At 74.1% G+C, this 16,411-nt stretch carries 13 protein-coding genes; 2 read left to right on the top strand and 11 right to left on the bottom strand.

What is annotated here, in order from left to right; translation table 11 throughout:
• Positions 1–25: 25 nt before the first annotated feature.
• From HNR12_RS20490 to HNR12_RS28640, 8 genes are all read right to left on the bottom strand, one after another.
• Positions 26–1,621 carry a polyamine aminopropyltransferase gene (locus tag HNR12_RS20490; RefSeq protein WP_179769112.1) on the bottom strand — a complete coding sequence of 532 codons (1,596 nt, stop codon included), beginning with the start codon at positions 1,619–1,621 and terminating at the stop codon, positions 26–28.
• Positions 1,621–2,043, bottom strand: coding sequence for a DUF350 domain-containing protein (locus tag HNR12_RS20485; protein WP_179769111.1), 423 nt, complete (start codon positions 2,041–2,043; stop codon positions 1,621–1,623). The genes HNR12_RS20490 and HNR12_RS20485 overlap by 1 nt, the downstream gene beginning before the upstream one ends.
• Before the next feature lie 76 nt (positions 2,044–2,119).
• Positions 2,120–2,557: a hypothetical protein gene (locus tag HNR12_RS20480; protein WP_179769110.1), complete on the bottom strand. Its 438-nt coding sequence runs from the start codon at positions 2,555–2,557 to the stop codon at positions 2,120–2,122.
• A 5-nt stretch (positions 2,558–2,562) separates the two neighbouring features.
• A complete protein-coding gene (locus tag HNR12_RS20475; protein ID WP_179769109.1) occupies positions 2,563–3,111 on the bottom strand; it encodes a DUF2617 family protein in 549 nt (182 codons plus the stop codon).
• A gap of 3 nt (positions 3,112–3,114) precedes the next feature.
• Entirely contained in the window at positions 3,115–3,729 is a 615-nt protein-coding gene (locus tag HNR12_RS20470) for a DUF4178 domain-containing protein (RefSeq protein WP_179769108.1), read from the bottom strand.
• A 195-nt stretch (positions 3,730–3,924) separates the two neighbouring features.
• Positions 3,925–5,094, bottom strand: coding sequence for an FAD-dependent monooxygenase (locus tag HNR12_RS20465; RefSeq protein ID WP_179769107.1), 1,170 nt, complete (start codon positions 5,092–5,094; stop codon positions 3,925–3,927).
• Positions 5,095–5,293: 199 nt separating this feature from the next.
• A complete protein-coding gene (gene typA, locus HNR12_RS20460) occupies positions 5,294–7,180 on the bottom strand; it encodes a translational GTPase TypA (protein WP_179769106.1) in 1,887 nt (628 codons plus the stop codon).
• 146 nt (positions 7,181–7,326) lie between these two features.
• Positions 7,327–7,740, bottom strand: a complete 414-nt coding sequence (locus HNR12_RS28640) for a (deoxy)nucleoside triphosphate pyrophosphohydrolase (RefSeq protein ID WP_338119806.1) — start codon at positions 7,738–7,740, stop codon at positions 7,327–7,329.
• 115 nt (positions 7,741–7,855) lie between these two features.
• On the opposite strand from HNR12_RS28640, the gene HNR12_RS20450 reads away from it, so the two are divergent.
• Complete coding sequence (locus HNR12_RS20450) at positions 7,856–9,229, top strand: DUF5685 family protein (protein ID WP_179769104.1); 1,374 nt, start codon at positions 7,856–7,858, stop codon at positions 9,227–9,229.
• Between the two features lie 130 nt (positions 9,230–9,359).
• Here the strand turns inward: HNR12_RS20450 and HNR12_RS20445 are convergent, their stop codons facing one another.
• On the bottom strand, positions 9,360–9,653 hold the full coding sequence (locus HNR12_RS20445; RefSeq protein WP_179769103.1) for a hypothetical protein: 294 nt from the start codon (positions 9,651–9,653) through the stop codon (positions 9,360–9,362).
• A 1,099-nt stretch (positions 9,654–10,752) separates the two neighbouring features.
• Positions 10,753–12,993: an SF1B family DNA helicase RecD2 gene (gene recD2 / locus HNR12_RS20440; RefSeq protein ID WP_179769102.1), complete on the bottom strand. Its 2,241-nt coding sequence runs from the start codon at positions 12,991–12,993 to the stop codon at positions 10,753–10,755.
• Positions 12,994–13,562: 569 nt separating this feature from the next.
• On the opposite strand from recD2, the gene HNR12_RS20435 reads away from it, so the two are divergent.
• Positions 13,563–14,609 (top strand): protein kinase domain-containing protein, encoded by a 1,047-nt coding sequence (locus HNR12_RS20435; RefSeq protein WP_179769101.1) that lies wholly within the window; start codon positions 13,563–13,565, stop codon positions 14,607–14,609.
• 1,016 nt (positions 14,610–15,625) lie between these two features.
• Here HNR12_RS20435 and HNR12_RS20430 read toward each other — a convergent pair.
• Positions 15,626–16,384, bottom strand: coding sequence for a hypothetical protein (locus HNR12_RS20430; protein WP_179769100.1), 759 nt, complete (start codon positions 16,382–16,384; stop codon positions 15,626–15,628).
• Positions 16,385–16,411: the final 27 nt, after the last annotated feature.

The raw sequence follows: 16,411 nt of genomic DNA, 5'->3' as shown, positions 1-16,411 counted from the left end.
GCCCGCGGGCGGCCCCCGGCCGGTGTCAGTAGCCCTCCCAGGCGCCGCGCTCGTAGTCGAGGATGCGCGGCCGCAGCAGGGTGGAGGGCTCCGAACCGGTGGGGCGGCGGTCCTTGGGGAACGTCTGGGCGGCGCGCAGCGTGGCCGCGTCGAGGAACCGCAGCGGCGGGTGCTCCTCGGGCAGCGCCACCGCCGGCGCGCCGCGCTCCCGGGGCGCCGCCAGGAAGAACCCCCAGTTGCCGAAGCTGGGCACGTCCACGTTGTAGGGGGTGGCGGCCCAGCCCGCCGCGCGCAGCCCGGCGCCCACGCTCCAGAACGCCTCCGGCGCGAAGTAGGGCGACCCCGCCTGCACGGCCATGCGGCCCCGCTCGGCAAGGGCGCCCCGCGCCAGGGTGTAGAACTCCGCGGAGTAGAGCTTGGCGGTGGCGGCGTCGTCGGGGTCGGGCATGTCGGCCAGGATCACGTCGAAGCGGTCGCGGTTGTCCCGCAGCCAGGTGAACGCGTCGGCGTGGACGATGCGGACCCGCTCGTCGTCGAGCGCGCCGCCGTTGAGCGCGCGGATCTCGGGCATGGTGCGGGCCAGCCGCGTGACGGCGGGGTCCAGGTCGACCAGGGTGACCGACGCGACGTCGGCGTAGCCCAGGAGTTCGCGCACGGCCAGGCCGTCGCCGCCGCCCAGCACGAGCACGTCGCCGTGCGGGCCGTTCATGGCGGGGTGCACGAGCGACTCGTGGTAGCGGTACTCGTCCAGCGAGCTGAACTGGAGGTCGCCGTTGAGGAACAGCCGGGTGTCGGCGCCCGAGAGGGTCTGGGTGACCACGATCTCCTGGTACTCCGACCGCTGGGCGTGCACGATCGGGTCGCGGTAGAGGGCCTGGCGCGCGCTGATCTCGAAGCGGTCGGCGAGCGCGAACGAGGCCGCCAGCACCGCCAGGACCACCACCAGGCCGACGGCGGGCAGGGCGCGGCCGCGCGGGGACAGCGTGCCGCGGAACAGCCACAGCACCACCAGCACGCCGACCACGGCGTTGAGCGCGCCCACCAGCAGGGTGCCCTTGAGCAGGCCGAACACCGGCAGCAGCGCAAAGGGGAACGCCAGGCCGCCCAGCAGGCCGCCCACGTAGTCGGCGGCGAACATGTCGGCCGCCGCGTCGGCGGCCTCCTGGCGGCGGATCCGCTGGATCAGCGCCATCAGCAGCGGGATCTCGGCGCCGATGAGGGCGCCGATGAGCGAGGCGAGCAGCACCAGCGCCGGCTGGTACAGCGAGAACCAGGCGAAGGCGGCGTAAAGCACCGGCACCGACAGCCCGCCGACGATCGACAGGCCCCCCTCGATGACGGCGAACCAGAACGCCGGGCGGCCGGTGAGCCGCTTGGACAGCAGCGAGCCGATGCCCATGGCGAACACCATCACCGCCAGCACCACCGACGCCTGCACGACGGTGTCGCCCAGCAGGTAGCTGCCCAGCGCCACCAGCGCCAGTTCGTAGACGAGGCCGCACGCGGCGCACACGAAGACCGCGAACAGCACGAGCAGCCGCGCGGCGCGGGGCGGCACCGGCAGGCCCGGCGGCCGCCGGGCGGTTCCGGAGGCTGCGGCGGGGTGGTCCACCGCGGCCATCAGGAGATGGCCGCGGCGACCATGACCGCGATGGCCACGTGGGCGGAGCAGTTCACCCACACGGCGGGGTGGGTCTCGTCGGCCGTGAGGACGTCGCCGAGCCGGCCCGGGGTGATGGCGTCGATCAGCAGGAAGGACGCCGCCATCAGGGCCAGCCCGATCAGGCCGTAGACGCCCGCGCTGGCCAGGCCGACGGCCAGGCCGCCGGTGCTGACGTAGATGGCGGTGGCGACCACGATGGCCACGCCCAGCAGGTTGGTGGCCAGCAGCAGCGAGGCGTTGCGGTTGCGGTGCTCCCAGACCAGTTCATGCAGCTTGCCGGGGGTGAGCAGGTCCACGACCAGGTAGCCGAGCACCATGAGCACGATACCGAGGACGCCGTAGGCCAGGCTGGCGGCGGCTTCGTAGAGGAGGATCGACATGGCGCTTCCTTGTCTTGCGCTGCGGTACGGGGAGGGAGGGTGGGGCGGCGGGGTTACCGGGTGGGGCCCGGCGGGGTCACTTGCCGAAGCCGGGGCCGCCGCCGCGCGTGCTCGCGCCGAAGCCGCCGCCGTCCCGGGTGTCGGAGTAGGAGTCGCTGGAACCGGTGGTGCCGCTGTAGCCGGTGGACCCGCCGGACCCGGTGTAGCCGGTGGACCCGCCGGACCCGGTGTAGCCGGTCCCGCCTCGGGGGCGCGACCCGTCGGAGCAGCCGACGAACTCGAACTCGCCGGGGCCCGTCTTGCGGTACTCGCCCTCGCCGGGCTCGTACTCGTAGTCGAAGCCGTCGTTGCCCTGCTCGATCCGGGAGCCGTCCACCAGGACGTCCTCGACGTCGGCGCGGTCGTAGTCGCCGCAGGTGTCGCCCTGGGAGGGGAGCACGAACGCTCCGACCAGGCCGAAGATCGCGAGTCCCGCGATCAGCGCGATACCGCGCCAGACGTTGCTCCGTGACACGGTACTCACGCGTCCTTTCCGGACCGGTGGTGGGCGAGGGGGAGGTCGCAGGTGGTCGTGGTGGTGACCAGCTCCCCCGTCTGGGGGTAGGCGTGCCAGGTCCGCCACCGCACGCGCCCGGGGGCCGCGGCCTCCGGCAGCAGCGCGGTGACGGCGTGCGGGTCGCCGGGGAAAGCCGCGGCCACACCGCCCGGATCGCCCTCGACCCGGACGCGGACGCGCTCCACCCGGTCGGCGAACGCGGTGCGGGCCAGGGTGGCGACGGAGCTGGTGAAGGTGTAGGCGGCGAGCCCGGCGACCGCGGGACGCGTGTGCCCGGGAAGTCCGCCCGGGGTGCCGGGCAGGCAGGCGACGGTCTCGGTCAGCAGCGGCGCGGCCGCGCCGGGCGCGGCCAGCACCACCTGGTGGGAGGCGCCGAGCACGCGCAGCTCCACCCGGTGGCCGGCCACGCGGCGGGTCCGGGTCAGCAGCGCGGGCAGCGCGGGGGCGGCCAGCGTCCAGGTGAGGTCGGCGGCGCGGGTGTCGACGAAGGGGGCGGACAGCGCGGTGGCCACCGGTCAGCCACCCCCGGGGTAGACGGTGAACTCCGCGCGGGTGATCGGCACGCCGGTGCTGGGCTCCCACCGGCCGTGGTCGAACCGCTCGAAGGAGAGCAGGCGGCCGTCCGCGGACTCGTAGTCGGCGTAGTCCATGCCGCCCTCGGCGCGCAGCCCGGTGGTGCCCTCGGAGCGGTAGGAGGCGCTGCCGCGCTCGGTGAGCCGGTAGCGGACACCGTCGAGCTCGACCTCGGGGCCGTGCGGGGTGAGGTCGAGGTCGGGGCGGCCGGTCCACAGCGCCATCTGCACGTCGGGGTCCTGCTCCACCGAGAGCCACCGCCGGCCGCCCTCGACCTCGATGAAGTGCTCGGCCCACACGGCGCCGCCCTCGGCCAGCCGCAGGGTGCCGCGGATCCAGGTGCGTTCGACGCCGAAGTCGAGCATGTCGCCGACCTTGAGGCCCAGGGGGTCGCCCTGGGTCTCGCCGATGTCGGCGAACGGGTCGGCCGGAGGGGACGGCCGGGGAGCGGACTCCGGGCGGCGGCGCGCGTTGCGCAGCACCACCGCGGCCACGGCGACCGCTGCGGCGGCCAGCAGCACCGCGACCACAGGCAGGATCAGGGAGGAGTTCGGCATCGGCTCGGCATTCTTCACGACGGCGGGCGGCGGGCGGCCCGCGCGGAGCCGACCACACAAATGCGACGCACGGGACACCTCGGACGTTCCCACACGGGGAAAACGACTCGGTAACGAACGCGGCGCCGGCCCGCAACCGGCGCGAAGCGGCCACAGCGCGGCCGACCGGGCGTCGGCCCGGCCGTTCCCCCGGCCTCAGCCCTCCGCGGGCGGGCGCCAGTCGTCGGCGGGGCGGGTGTAGCGGGCCAGCAGGCGCGGCGCCACCAGGCCCAGCGCGCCGGCGGCGGTGTCGCGCACCCGCGCCGCCAGCGGGGAGTCGCTCTGCACCGCCTCGGCCAGCTGCGCCGAGCGCTGCACCAGCGCGCTGGTGCGCGGCAGCCGGGCGTCGGTGTAGGACTGCAGCGCGGTCGGCACGTAGGCCATGGACCCGCTGATGTGGTGGGCCAGCACGACCGCGTCCTCCAGCGCCTGGGCGGCGCCCTGGCCGAGGTTGGGGGTCATGGCGTGGGCGGTGTCGCCCACCAGCGCCACGCGGCCCTTGTGGTAGGCGGGCAGCGGGGTGTCGACGTGCCAGACGTCGGTGCGCCGCACCGCCTCGGGGCGGGCGGCGGCCGCGAGCGCGGGCAGCGGCGCGTGCCAGTCGGCCAGCCGGGCCAGGAGCGCGCCGCGCTCGTCCTCGGCGCGCTCGCCCGCCGGCGCGTTGGCGGTGGCGTAGCAGTAGACCTCGTCGCCGGTCAGCGGCAGCACCCCGGCGATCCCGCCCTGCCCCCAGGTCTCGGCGAAGGGGAGGCCGGGGCCGGGGCTGGGCACCACGGCGCTCAGCCAGGCGAACCCGGCGTAGACCGCACCGGGGTGCTCCAGGAACAGTTCGGCGCGCAGCCGGGACCGGGCGCCGTCGGCCAGCACCACGAGGTCGGCGGTGTGGTCGGCGGCGTCGGTCACGACGCGGGCGGGGCGGCGGGTGTCGCCGGGTTCGACGGCGGTGGCGGTGGTGCCGGTGCGCACGGCCGCCGCCGGCAGCCGCTCCAGCAGCACACCGCACAGCTCGGCCCGGCGCAGTACGCACACGGGGTCGCCGTGGCGGCGCCGCGCCTGCTCGGGCGTGGTGCGCAGCAGCCAGCGGCCGTCCTGGCGGCGCAGCGCCGCGATGCCCTGGTGCGCGGAGCGCTTGCGGACGTCCTCGCCGACGTCGAGGGTGTCCAGGGCGCGCAGGGCGTTGGGCGCGAGGGCGACCGCGTGGTCGGCGAACTCCAGCACGGGGGCGCGCTCACACACGGTCACGGCCCAGCCCACCCGGTGCAGCGCCAGCGCGGCGGCCAGTCCGGCGATCCCGCCGCCGACCACCACCGCGTGCGGATCTGCCATGGGGGCGCCCTCCGGGGGTCGGCACGCGGTCCCGCCCGGCGCCTCGGGCGCCCGGGACCCTGGTGCCCCAAGGCTAGGCGGGCATCGCGCGCGGCGCCACAACCTGGGGCGGCCGCACCCGGCGCGGCCCGGCCGACCGGCACGGTTCCGCGGTCGGCCGGGTGGCCGGGCCCGGCGGCCCGGCCACCCGGTCGGGGTATCAGCCGCGCTTGGTGCGGGCGGCCATGCGGCCGCGCTCCTTGGAGTCGAGGACGACCTTGCGGATGCGCACGGCGTCGGGGGTGACCTCGACGCACTCGTCCTCGCGGCAGAACTCCAGCGCCTGCTCCAGCGACAGCCGGCGCGGCGGCACCAGCCGCTCCAGCTCCTCACCGGTGGAGGAGCGCATGTTGGTGAGCTTCTTCTCCTTGGTGATGTTGACGTCCATGTCGTCGGCGCGGGAGTTCTCGCCGACGATCATGCCCTCGTAGACCTCGGTGCCGGGGTCGACGAACAGGATGCCGCGCTCCTGCAGGTTGAACATGGCGTAGGCCATGGCCTGGCCGGAGCGGTCGGCCACGAGGGAGCCGGTGGGGCGGGTGCGCAGGTCGCCGAACCACGGCTCGAAGGTCTCGAACACGTGGTGGGCGATGCCGGTGCCCCGGGTCTCGGTGAGGAACTCGGTGCGGAAGCCGATCAGACCGCGCGAGGGCACCAGCCAGTCCATGCGCACCCAGCCGGTGCCGTGGTTGGTCATCTGCTCCATGCGGCCCTTGCGGACGCTGAGCATCTGGGTGATGGCGCCCAGGTACTCCTCGGGGGCGTCGACGGTCAGCCGCTCGACGGGCTCGTGCAGCTTGCCGTCGATCTCGCGGGTGACCACCTGGGGCTTGCCCACGGTCAGCTCGTAGCCCTCGCGGCGCATCTGCTCGACCAGGATCGCCAGGGCGAGTTCGCCGCGGCCCTGGACCTCCCAGGCGTCGGGGCGCTCGGTGGGCAGCACGCGCAGGCTGACGTTGCCGACGAGTTCGCGGTCGAGGCGGTCCTTGACCAGCCGCGCGGTGACCTTGGCGCCCTTGACCCGGCCCACCAGGGGCGAGGTGTTGGTGCCGATGGTCATGGAGATCGCGGGCTCGTCGACCGTGATCAGCGGCAGCGGGCGGGGGTCCTCGGGATCGGCCAGGGTCTCGCCGATCATGATGTCGGGGATGCCGGCGATCGCGATGATGTCGCCGGGGCCGGCCTTCTCGGCGGGCTTGCGCTCCAGGGCCTCGGTCATCAGCAGCTCGGTGATGCGCACCTGCTGGACGCTGCCGTCGCCGCGGATCCACGCCGCCTGCTGGCCCTTGACGATCTCGCCCTGGTGCACCCGGCACAGCGCCAGGCGGCCCAGGAACGGCGAGGCGTCGAGGTTGGTGACGTGCGCCTGCAGCGGGGCGCCGGGGGTGTACTCGGGCGCCGGGATGGTCTCCAGGATGGTGCGGAACAGCGGGGTGAGGTCGGGGCTGTCGGGCACCTGGCCGTTGTCGGGGCGCTCCAGCGAGGCCTTGCCGTCGCGGGCGCAGGCGTAGACGATCGGAAACTCGATCTGGGACTCGTCGGCGTCGAGGTCCAGGAACAGCTCGTAGGTGTCGTCGACGACCTCGGCGATGCGGCTGTCGGGGCGGTCGACCTTGTTGATCACCAGGATCACCGGGAGCTTGGCGGCCAGGGCCTTGCGCAGCACGAACCGGGTCTGGGGCAGCGGGCCCTCGCTGGCGTCGACCAGCAGCACCACGCCGTCGACCATGGACAGCCCGCGCTCGACCTCGCCGCCGAAGTCGGCGTGGCCGGGGGTGTCGATGATGTTGATGACGACGTCGTCGCCGTCGGGCGTGGTGTAGTGGACGGCGGTGTTCTTGGCGAGAATGGTGATGCCCTTCTCGCGCTCCAGGTCGTTGGAGTCCATGACGCGCTCGTCCACGTCCTGGTTTGCCCGGAAGACACCCGACTGCCAGAGCATGGCATCGACGAGGGTGGTCTTGCCGTGGTCGACGTGGGCGACGATGGCGACGTTGCGGATGTCAGTCCGACGTGCGGAGCCGTCGACGGTCGTGGCGCTGGACATGCGAAAGTCTCGATCTCGTGTGGTGGGAAGAACCGCGAGTCCCGCGGCCGGAACCCCAGTCTATGCGGCCCCGCCCACCCCGCAGGGAGACGTGCGACGCACCGGGACCCGCCGGACCGGGCCGCGGACCCCGCCTTGCCTGCGGCTCAGCTCTCCAGGTGGACCCGGATCGGGTCCAGGAACGGCCGGTCGGCGGGCAGCCAGTCCACGTCGGCGAGGGCGCGGGCGCCCAGCCAGCGCAGCGCCAGGTGCTCGCGCGGCTCGGGCTCGGGCTGGCCCTCGGGCAGCTCGGCCAGCCACACGCGCAGCACGGCGGGCGGGCCGCCGGGGCGCGGCGGGAAGGCGACGTCGGAGCCGATGCGCAGCAGCGGGCGGATGATCACGCCCAGCTCCTCCTCGCACTCGCGCACGAGGGCGACGGTGTCGGTCTCGCCGGGGTCCACCTTGCCTCCGGGCAGCTCCCAGCGCCCGCGCGCGGCGGCCGGGTGGGAGCGCTGGGCGGCCAGTACCGCGCCGCCGCGCACGATGGCGGCGCCCACGACGATCTGGGTCCAGGTCACGGGCCAACGGTAGCCCCGGGGGTGCGGGGTCGGGGTCGGCGGGGCGGGGAACCCGCCGCCCCCGCGCCGCGTCCAAGACGCGTCCACGCCCCTGATCTGCTTGGAGTGCTTCGCGGTGTTCGGAATCCTGCGCCCCTGCCGACACACGCTGCCCGGGGACCTCGCCCGCGACTGGATGTCGCACATGTGCGGCCTGTGCCTCGCGCTGCGCGACGACCACGGGCAGCTGGCCCGGGTCGCCACCAACTACGACGGCCTGGTGATCTCCGTCCTGACCTCGGCGCAGGCGCCGAAGGCGGCAGTGCGGGCGGCCGGGCCGTGCCCGCTGCGGGGGATGCGGCGGGCCGACGTCGCCGAGGGCGAGGGCGCGCGGCTGGCGGCGTCGGTGTCGCTGCTGCTGGCGGCGGCCAAGGTGGACGACCACGTGGGCGACGGCGACGGCGCCTACGCGCGGCCGCCGGTGCGCGCGGTGGCGCGGCGGGTGGCCGGGCGCTGGCAGCGGCAGGCGCGCTCCTCCGGGAGCGGGCTGGGGTTCGACGGCGGTGCGCTGGTGGCCGCGCTGGAGCGCCAGGCCGACGCGGAGGCGGCGGCCGAGGCAAACGGCGCGATCCTGACCGCGACCGAGCCGACCGAGTTCGCCACGGGCGAGGCGTTCGCCCACACGGCCCTGCTGGCGGGGCGGCCGGGCAACGAGGCGCCACTGCGCGAGGCGGGGCGGCTGTTCGGGCGGATCGCGCACCTGCTGGACGCGGTGGAGGACCAGGAGGACGACCGCGCGTCGGGGGCGTGGAACCCGATCACGGCCACCGGCACCGGGATGGCGGAGGTGCGGCGGCTGTGCGACGACGCCGTGCTGGGGGTGCGGCTGGCGCTGGGCGAGGCGGAGTTCACCGACGACCGGCTCGTGCGCGCGCTCCTGGTGCGCGAACTGGAGCGGTCGGTGTCGCGGACGTTCGCGCGGGCGGGGTACCCCGGCCACGGCGGCGCGCACGGGCACGTCCACGGGGACGGGCACGCGCCCGGCGGTCCGGGTGCCGGGTATGTCGGGCACGACGGGCACGTCCACGGGGAAGGCGGCCACGGCGGGAGCGGCGGGGGGCCGGGCCACCCGCACGGGCCGGGCGGGCCGGGTGGCACTCCCGGCCCCGGCGACGGCAAGGGCGGGAAGGGCGGGAGCGGGGGTCGGCGCAGGCGGCGGCGCGGCGACCACGACCAGGGCGGCTGCGTGTGCTGCTGCAACTGCGAGACGCCCCGGATCCACCGCCCGCCCCGGCCCCGGGGAGCGCTGGCCGGGTGCGCCGTGGCGCTGTTCATGTGCTGCACCTGCCAGCAGTGCTGCCGCGACCCGCACCCGGGCCCGTGGTCGGGCCGACCGGAGGAGGCGTGGTGCGACGGCTGCGCCGACATCTGCGAGGGATGCGGTGAGTGCTGCCGGTGCTGCAGCGTCTGCGAGAAGTGCGACGGGTGCGACTGCGGGTGCGACTGCTAGAGCGCTGACGGGGCTTTCCCGGAAACGCGGGCGGCGCGCCCGGTGTGCGGACGCGCCGGGTGCCCGGTGCCGGAGTCCGCGGACCGCGCGGCTGCGGGTGGCGCCGGGGCGGCGCCGGCGGCCGCGCGGGTCAGGCGGCGGTGCGGGCCAGCAGCGGGCGGTCGGCCACGCCGAGGAGGCGGGCCACGCCGTCGGGGTCGGCGGCGGGGTGGGTGACCTGGGCGCCGGAGGAGTCGCGCCAGCGGAACTGGCCGCCCCAGCACCACACGGTCAGTCCGGGCCGCAGGGAGAGCAGCGCCACACGGCCGAGCTCGCCCGCGTACATGCGCTGCCATCCGGCGGCCATGAGGCGACCGTGCAACTGATGGACGGCCTGAGCGGGCGTCACCGGCGCCGAGCCGGTGATCGTGGAGAGCGTACCCACGGACGCGAGCCTTTCCAGACGGCACCTGCGGGCGGCACATCGGCGGCACTGCCCGCGTCTGCATTGGTGCGGCGTACGGAACAACCGTCGCCAGCGACGCTAATCCCCCGTTCCGGGCCTGCGCAAACAATTCCCTTCAATTCGATCACGCCTGGATCACAACGTCACCGGCCGACTACAGCCGCGGCGGCGAGGGGTTCCCCGGTGGGGCACGCCGCATGCGGCGTGCCCGGAACCGGCCGCGGCCGCGTGGCGGCCGGGGCGCGGGGGTTCCCCCCGGGCGGGGGTGCCGGCGCGGGCCCGTTCCCGGTGGTCAGCGCCATGGTCGTACGAGGACCGGCCGCACACCGCCGGAAAGGGGCCGGCAGAACCGCCCGCAGCCCTCGGGCGCCGGCGCGGAGCCGGCGCCCGAGGTGGCCGACGCTCTCCGGGGGGAGTGGAAAGAGCGTCAGCGTCCAGGGAGGCTGCGTGTGCGGTCCACCGGTTCACCCCGCGGCCCCGCGCGGATGGGCTCCGTGCGGAGACCGCGCCGGTGCGCGGTGGTCCGAAGGGAGACCGGTGGCGGGAGGTCCCGCCGTGCGGCTCAGGACCCCGGGGAGGGCGCACGGGCGGTACGACGACTCAGCCGCCGGATTCCCGTCCGGTTTCCGCTTCATAAAGCTGAGCCTATTCATCTCCGAGCGCCCGCGGGGCGGAAACTCGAAAAACCGCGGCCGGGTGCCGGAGAACGGGCCGGGAACCGCCGCCGCGCGCCGGTTTCCCTTCCCGAGGAGGCGGGTCCCTACCTTCTCGGGGGCGGCGGCCCCGACCCCGCCGGACACGACCGGGGCGATCCCGGACAGGCCCGACGCGCGGGTGTGCGCACCGGGAGAGGGGAGCGGCGCCGCACCCGCTCCCCCCACGGTAGGGCACTCCCCCGCGGAATTCCTATGTCCGGTTGCACGAATCTTCCCGTTCTGTTGGCTTATACGATGAGGCCGTCTCGCGGCCATTAGCGCATAGGCGCGGAATGGTTTGCTGAAACGTCGCTTCAAACGCGTTTTTACCGGTTTATGAGGTGTGCGGCGCGGCGCGCCGAATCGGTGGTTCGGGACAGGAGTCAAGAATCGGCGAGCCGGTGCGCGAGGGCCGTGTGCCGCCGCCCGGCGGTGGCGTTGCGCACGGCCTGGGCCACCGCCCGGCGCGAACCGACCAGGACCACCAGCTTCTTGGCGCGCGTGATGGCGGTGTAGAGCAGGTTGCGCTGCAGCATCATCCAGGCGCTGGTGGTGATGGGAATCACAACGGCGGGGTACTCGCTGCCCTGGGAGCGGTGGACCGTCACGGCGTAGGCGTGCACCAGCTCGTCCAGCTCGGCGAAGTCGTAGGAGACGTCCTCGTCCTCGTCGGTGCGCACCGTCACCGCCTGCTCCACGGAGTCGATCCCGGTGATCACCCCCAGCGTGCCGTTGAAGACGCCGTTGGCACCCTTGTCGTAGTTGTTGCGGATCTGGGTGACCTTGTCGCCGACGCGGAAGGTCCGCCCGCCGAACCGGCGCTCGGGCGTGCCCTCGCGCGCGGGTGTCAGGGCCTCCTGCAGCAGGGTGTTGAGGTTGCCCGCGCCGGCCGGGCCCCGGTGCATGGGCGCCAGCACCTGGACGTCGCGCCGGGGGTCCAGGCCGAACCTGCGGGGGATGCGGTTGGCGACGACGTCGACGGTGAGGTGGGCGGTGGCCTCGGGGTCGTCGCTGGGGAACAGGAAGAAGTCGGTCATGCCCGCGAGTTCGGGCGGCCGGCCGGTGTTGACCCGGTGGGCGTTGGTGACCACCCCCGACTGCTGGGCCTGGCGGAAGACGTGGGTGAGCCGCACGTTCGGCAGCGGGGAGCGGTCGTGGAGCAGGTCGCGCAGCACCTGCCCGGCACCGACGGAGGGGAGCTGGTCGACGTCGCCCACCAGCAGCAGGTGCGCGCCCGGGGGGACCGCCTTGGCGAGCTTGTTGGCCAGCAGCAGGTCGAGCATTGACGCCTCGTCGACGACGAGGAGGTCGCAGTCGAGCGGGCGGTCGCGGTCGTAGGAGGCGTCGCCGCCGGGCTTGAGCTCCAGCAGCCGGTGCACGGTGGAGGCGTCGTGGCCGGTCAGCTCGGTCATGCGCTTGGCGGCCCGGCCGGTGGGGGCGGCCAGGATGATCTTGGCGCGCTTGGCGGCGGCCAGGGTGATGATCGAGGCGACCGTGAAGGACTTCCCGCAGCCGGGCCCGCCGGTGAGGACCGCGACCTTGCGGGTGAGCGCCAGCCGGACCGCCTGCTCCTGCTCGGGGGCCAGCGCCGCGCCGGTGCGTTCGCCCAGCCACTTCAGCGCGACGTCCCAGTCGACGTCGGCGAAGGCGGGGAGGCGGTCCTCGGCGGCGGAGAGCAGCCCGCGCAACTGGGCGGCGAGGGCGGCTTCGGCGCGGTGGAAGGGCACCAGGTAGACGGCGGTGACGGGTTCGCCGTCGGGGCCGGGGACCTTCTCGGTCACGACCCCCTCCTCGGCCACCAGGGTGGCCAGGCACTCGATGACCAGGCCGGAGTCGACCTGGAGGATCTTCACGGCCTCGGCGATCAGCCGCTCCTCGGGCAGGTAGCAGTGGCCCTCGGAGGTGGACTCCGACAGCGTGAACTGGATGCCGGCCATGACCCGCTGCGGGCTGTCGTGCGGAATTCCCACGGCCTGGGCGATGGTGTCGGCGGTCTTGAAGCCGATGCCCCAGACGTCGGCGGCCAGCCGGTAGGGCTCGGTGCGCACGACGTCGATGGCGGAGTCGCCGTACTTCTTGTAGATGCGTACGGCCAGCGAGGTGGAGACCTCGATGCCTTGGAGGAAGACCATGACCTCCTTGATGGCCTTCTGCTCCTCCCACGCCTCGGCGATCAGGCGGGTGCGCTTGGGGCCGAGGCTGGGGACCTCGATGAGGCGCTCGGGGGTGTGCTCGATGACGTCCAGGGCGTCGACGCCGAAGAAGTCCACGATCCGCTCGGCCAGGCGCGGACCGATGCCCTTGACCAGGCCCGATCCCAGGTAGCGGCGCACCCCCTGCACGGTGGCGGGCAGGACGGTGGTGTAGTTCTCGACCATGAACTGCCGGCCGTACTGCGGATGGGACCCCCACCGCCCCTCCATCCGCAGCGACTCCCCGGGCTGCGCCCCGAGCAGCGCGCCCACGACGGTGGTCAGCTCCCCGCCGCCGCGGCCGGTGTCGACCTTGGCGACGGTGTAGCCGGTCTCCTCGTTGGAGAAGGTGACACGCTCCAGCACCCCCTCCAGCACCGCCGGCCGGAACCCGCCCGCCCCGGCCCCCCGCTGCCCGGATCCCTGCCCCATCGGGCCCTCCTCCCGCGCCGCCGACCTTCCCCATCATGCCGCCCGCCGCCGACCCCTCGCCGCCCCGGAAGACCCCCTGTGGACGACCACCGGCACGGGAGCGCGCGAAGACCGGAGCGGCCCGCCCTCCCTCAGCGGTGGCACCGCGGCGAGGCCCGAGGGGCGCCCGGCCCAAAGAACGGCAGGTCCCCCTCCGCAGCCGCGGCACCGTGGCACCGCGCCCCGAGACCTCTCACCACCGCCGCGACAACCCGTGCACGGCGGGCGGGACGCGCGGATGGGCGGCCCCGGACGCCCGACGGGACCCCCTCCCCCAACCGCGGCATCGTGGAGGAATCCCGACCCTCCCCCTAGACTTCTGACCGCCGCCGCGGGCACCGGTGCCGGCGCCGTGCAGCGGCCGCCCCACGTCCGCCGAGTCCCTGGACGGCCCCGATGCCCCTCCCCCGCCGCCGTTCAGTTTGGCGGACTCTACTCAGCACCCGGCGCGGCTCCCATGGGCCGATCGCGGTCGGATCCGTGGTGGCAGGAGCGGTGGCAGCCATGGCAGCCGCGGCGGCGGTGGCGGCGTGAAAGCGCGGGGGATCCGCCGCCTGCACCGGCTGCTGCCGGAGGACCCGACCCACGTCGGGCCCTACGAACTCGTCGGGCGCGTGGGGGCCGGAGGCATGGGCACGGTCTACGCGGCGACCATCCCGGGGGTGCGGGGATACCTGGCGGTCAAGGTGATCACCGAGGAGCACGCCACAACCCCCCGGTTCCGCCGCCAGTTCGCGCATGAGGCGCGCCTTCTGGCCCGGGTCAACAGCCCGTGCGTGGCCCGGTTCGTCCAGGCGGACGTGGAGGCGCCTTTGCCTTGGCTCGCCACGGAGTACGTGCCGGGCCCCACCGTGCGCCACCACGTGGAGCGGCACGGCCCGCTGCGCGGCGGCATGCTGTGGGGGCTGGCCGCCGGAGCCGCCGAGGCGCTGCGGGCGGTGCACGCGGTGGGGATCGTGCACCGCGACCTCAAGCCGAGCAACGTGGTGATCGCGCCGTCAGGACCCAAGATCCTCGACTTCGGGATCGCCCGGCCCACCGCGCCGGAGGACCCCACCCGCTGGATGCGGGTGCGCCGCTTCCGCCGGAGGGTGCGCACCCTCCGCCTTCCCGAGCCCGCCGACCTGCCCGGCGACCCGGAGGCGTCGGCGGTCCCGGCCGACCGCGTGGGCACCCCGGGATGGATCAGTCCGGAGCAGTACCGAGGACAGCCGGCCACCGACCGGTCCGACGTCTTCCTGTGGGGCTGCCTGGTGGCGTTCGCCGCGGCGGCCCACGACCCGTTCGGCCACGGCCACCCCAAGGAGATGGCCCGCCGGGTGCTGCGCGAGGAGCCCGACCTCGACCGCCTGCCCGGGCGCCTGGAGTCCTTGGTGCTCGCGGCGATGTCCAAGGACCCCGCCGACCGCCCGACCGCGGCCGAGGTCCTGACCGAGACGCTTTCGGCGGCCGGCCACCCCGGTATGCCGTACTCGGCTGCCCTGAGCGACCTCCTCACCACGCAGTGGACCGAGGTGGCGGTGCGCCTGCCCGCCCCTCCGCGCCAGGGCGGATTCAGCCTCTGGCCGTCCCGCTGAGGCCGCCACCCCGGCCACCGCACGGACCACCCGGAGGGCGGCCCCGCCCCGACCGCCCCGGACGCCCGCCACCAGGACAGACGAACGCCACCCCGCCCGCACACGGGCTGGCGCCCCGGACCGTAACGCACGCCCCGCCCGCTCCCGGCACGGTCCACCGCCACCACCCCGTCCACCCCCGGCGCTGTACCCGCCACCGCCCCCGCGCCCGCCTCCATCACTCGTCGTCAGCACCATCACCACCGTCGTGCCCGCGCCTCGGTGCCGCCCGCTCGTCGCAGGCCGCCCTGCTCCGCGCCGGCAGGCGCGTGCGCGGCCGCTGGCTGACCAGCCCCCGCTCCAGCGCCGACCCGCACAGCCGCGAACTCGTCCCCGGCCCACTGCACCCGGCCATGTCCCGCAGCGTGCGCCCCACCCCCGTCAACCAGAGGGGCGCCCTCCGCACCACGTCGGAGTCCGCCACCCGCAGCCGATGGATCCGCACCCCGGGGGCGACCCCCCGCAGCCCGCTCCGCCCTCCGCGCGACCGGGGCCGCCCGCGCAGCGCGATGTCCACCGTGCGCCCATCCCACGGCGGCAGCCCGTCCAATCCCCACAGCCGGGCCGCTGTGTCCCGACACGCGAACGCGCCGGGCGCCAGCGCCAACTGCGCCGCCATGACCGCCCGTTTCAACGGCGACCCCAACGCCCCGTACCCCGCGACCCGGTACACCCCCCAATGCAGCGTCCGCGCCCACATCCCCCGCCGCAACCGCACCGCCACATCCCCGACCCCCAACCCGGCCCGCCGCGCCTGCGCGGCACTGACCAACCCGAACTGCCCAGCGGCAAACAACGCCACCGCCTCATCGCCCTGACACGGCAAGGAACTCCCCTGAAACATGCCCCCACCCTCCCCCACCCCCACGGCGACCCGCCACCGAAACCAGCAGGCTGTGGATAACTGGAACCTGGCCGTTCCTCGAGCCAGGCTGCAGTCGTAGTACCGCCTGAGGGCTCGAACACCCTCTCTAGAGTCAGTCGGGAACTACACGGTCCAACCAGACTCGGATTTCCGGAAGGAGGTCGATGACGAGGGCTTTGTATTCCGCTTCCAATTCAGTAACGTCGCCTCCGGACGGCTCACCATCCCTGACGATTCTGATGGAGAACGTCGTGCTCTTCACGAGGCCGACGTATGCGATACTCTCACGCCCGTCAACGTGTCCGTATACATGAGCTTCGGTATCAAGACCGCCAAGTCCCCCCTCACTGGAGACGTTGGAGAAGCCGTCAGCAAGATTCGTGCGCTCTTGTTCAAATATTCCTTCGGCTTCTTCGGTGTCTTCACCAACTGCCTGCTGCGAGATGAAGGACTGGTACTCCAGGGAGAACTCGGATGAGACCAATCCACCGATCTGCACCTGCCAAGAACAGGTGTTCTCCAGGACCCGCATGGGACGATCAGGATCATTCATCGCTGTATCGCGAAACGCTGTCTCGTCGTCCAGCCTTCGGGGGGACACAGCCGTAAAGGGCGGCATGCTCTCGACCTCCCTGCAGAGGTCGAACGAGCCCGGCTCAAGTGAGGCCACCGGCCCCCGACTTGGAGCCAGCCCCGGGTCTGCCGTGGGCTCTAGCCCATCGCTCACTGTCCCCACGAAAAGCCGTAGAGCGCCGACCACCACACCCATGACCAGGAAGGCCGCCAAGACTCCGGAACCGACGACAACCAGGAACGCGCGCCACCCGTGAAGCCCGCGCTTCCCGCGCCGTTGGGCAGATGTCTCAGGCATGCTGTGTCCTCATAGGAAATCGACCGG

Origin of the sequence: Streptomonospora nanhaiensis (assembly GCF_013410565.1) — a bacterium.
Classification (GTDB): Bacteria; Actinomycetota; Actinomycetes; order Streptosporangiales; family Streptosporangiaceae; genus Streptomonospora; species Streptomonospora nanhaiensis.
This window is presented reverse-complemented; position numbering and strand designations above follow the sequence as displayed.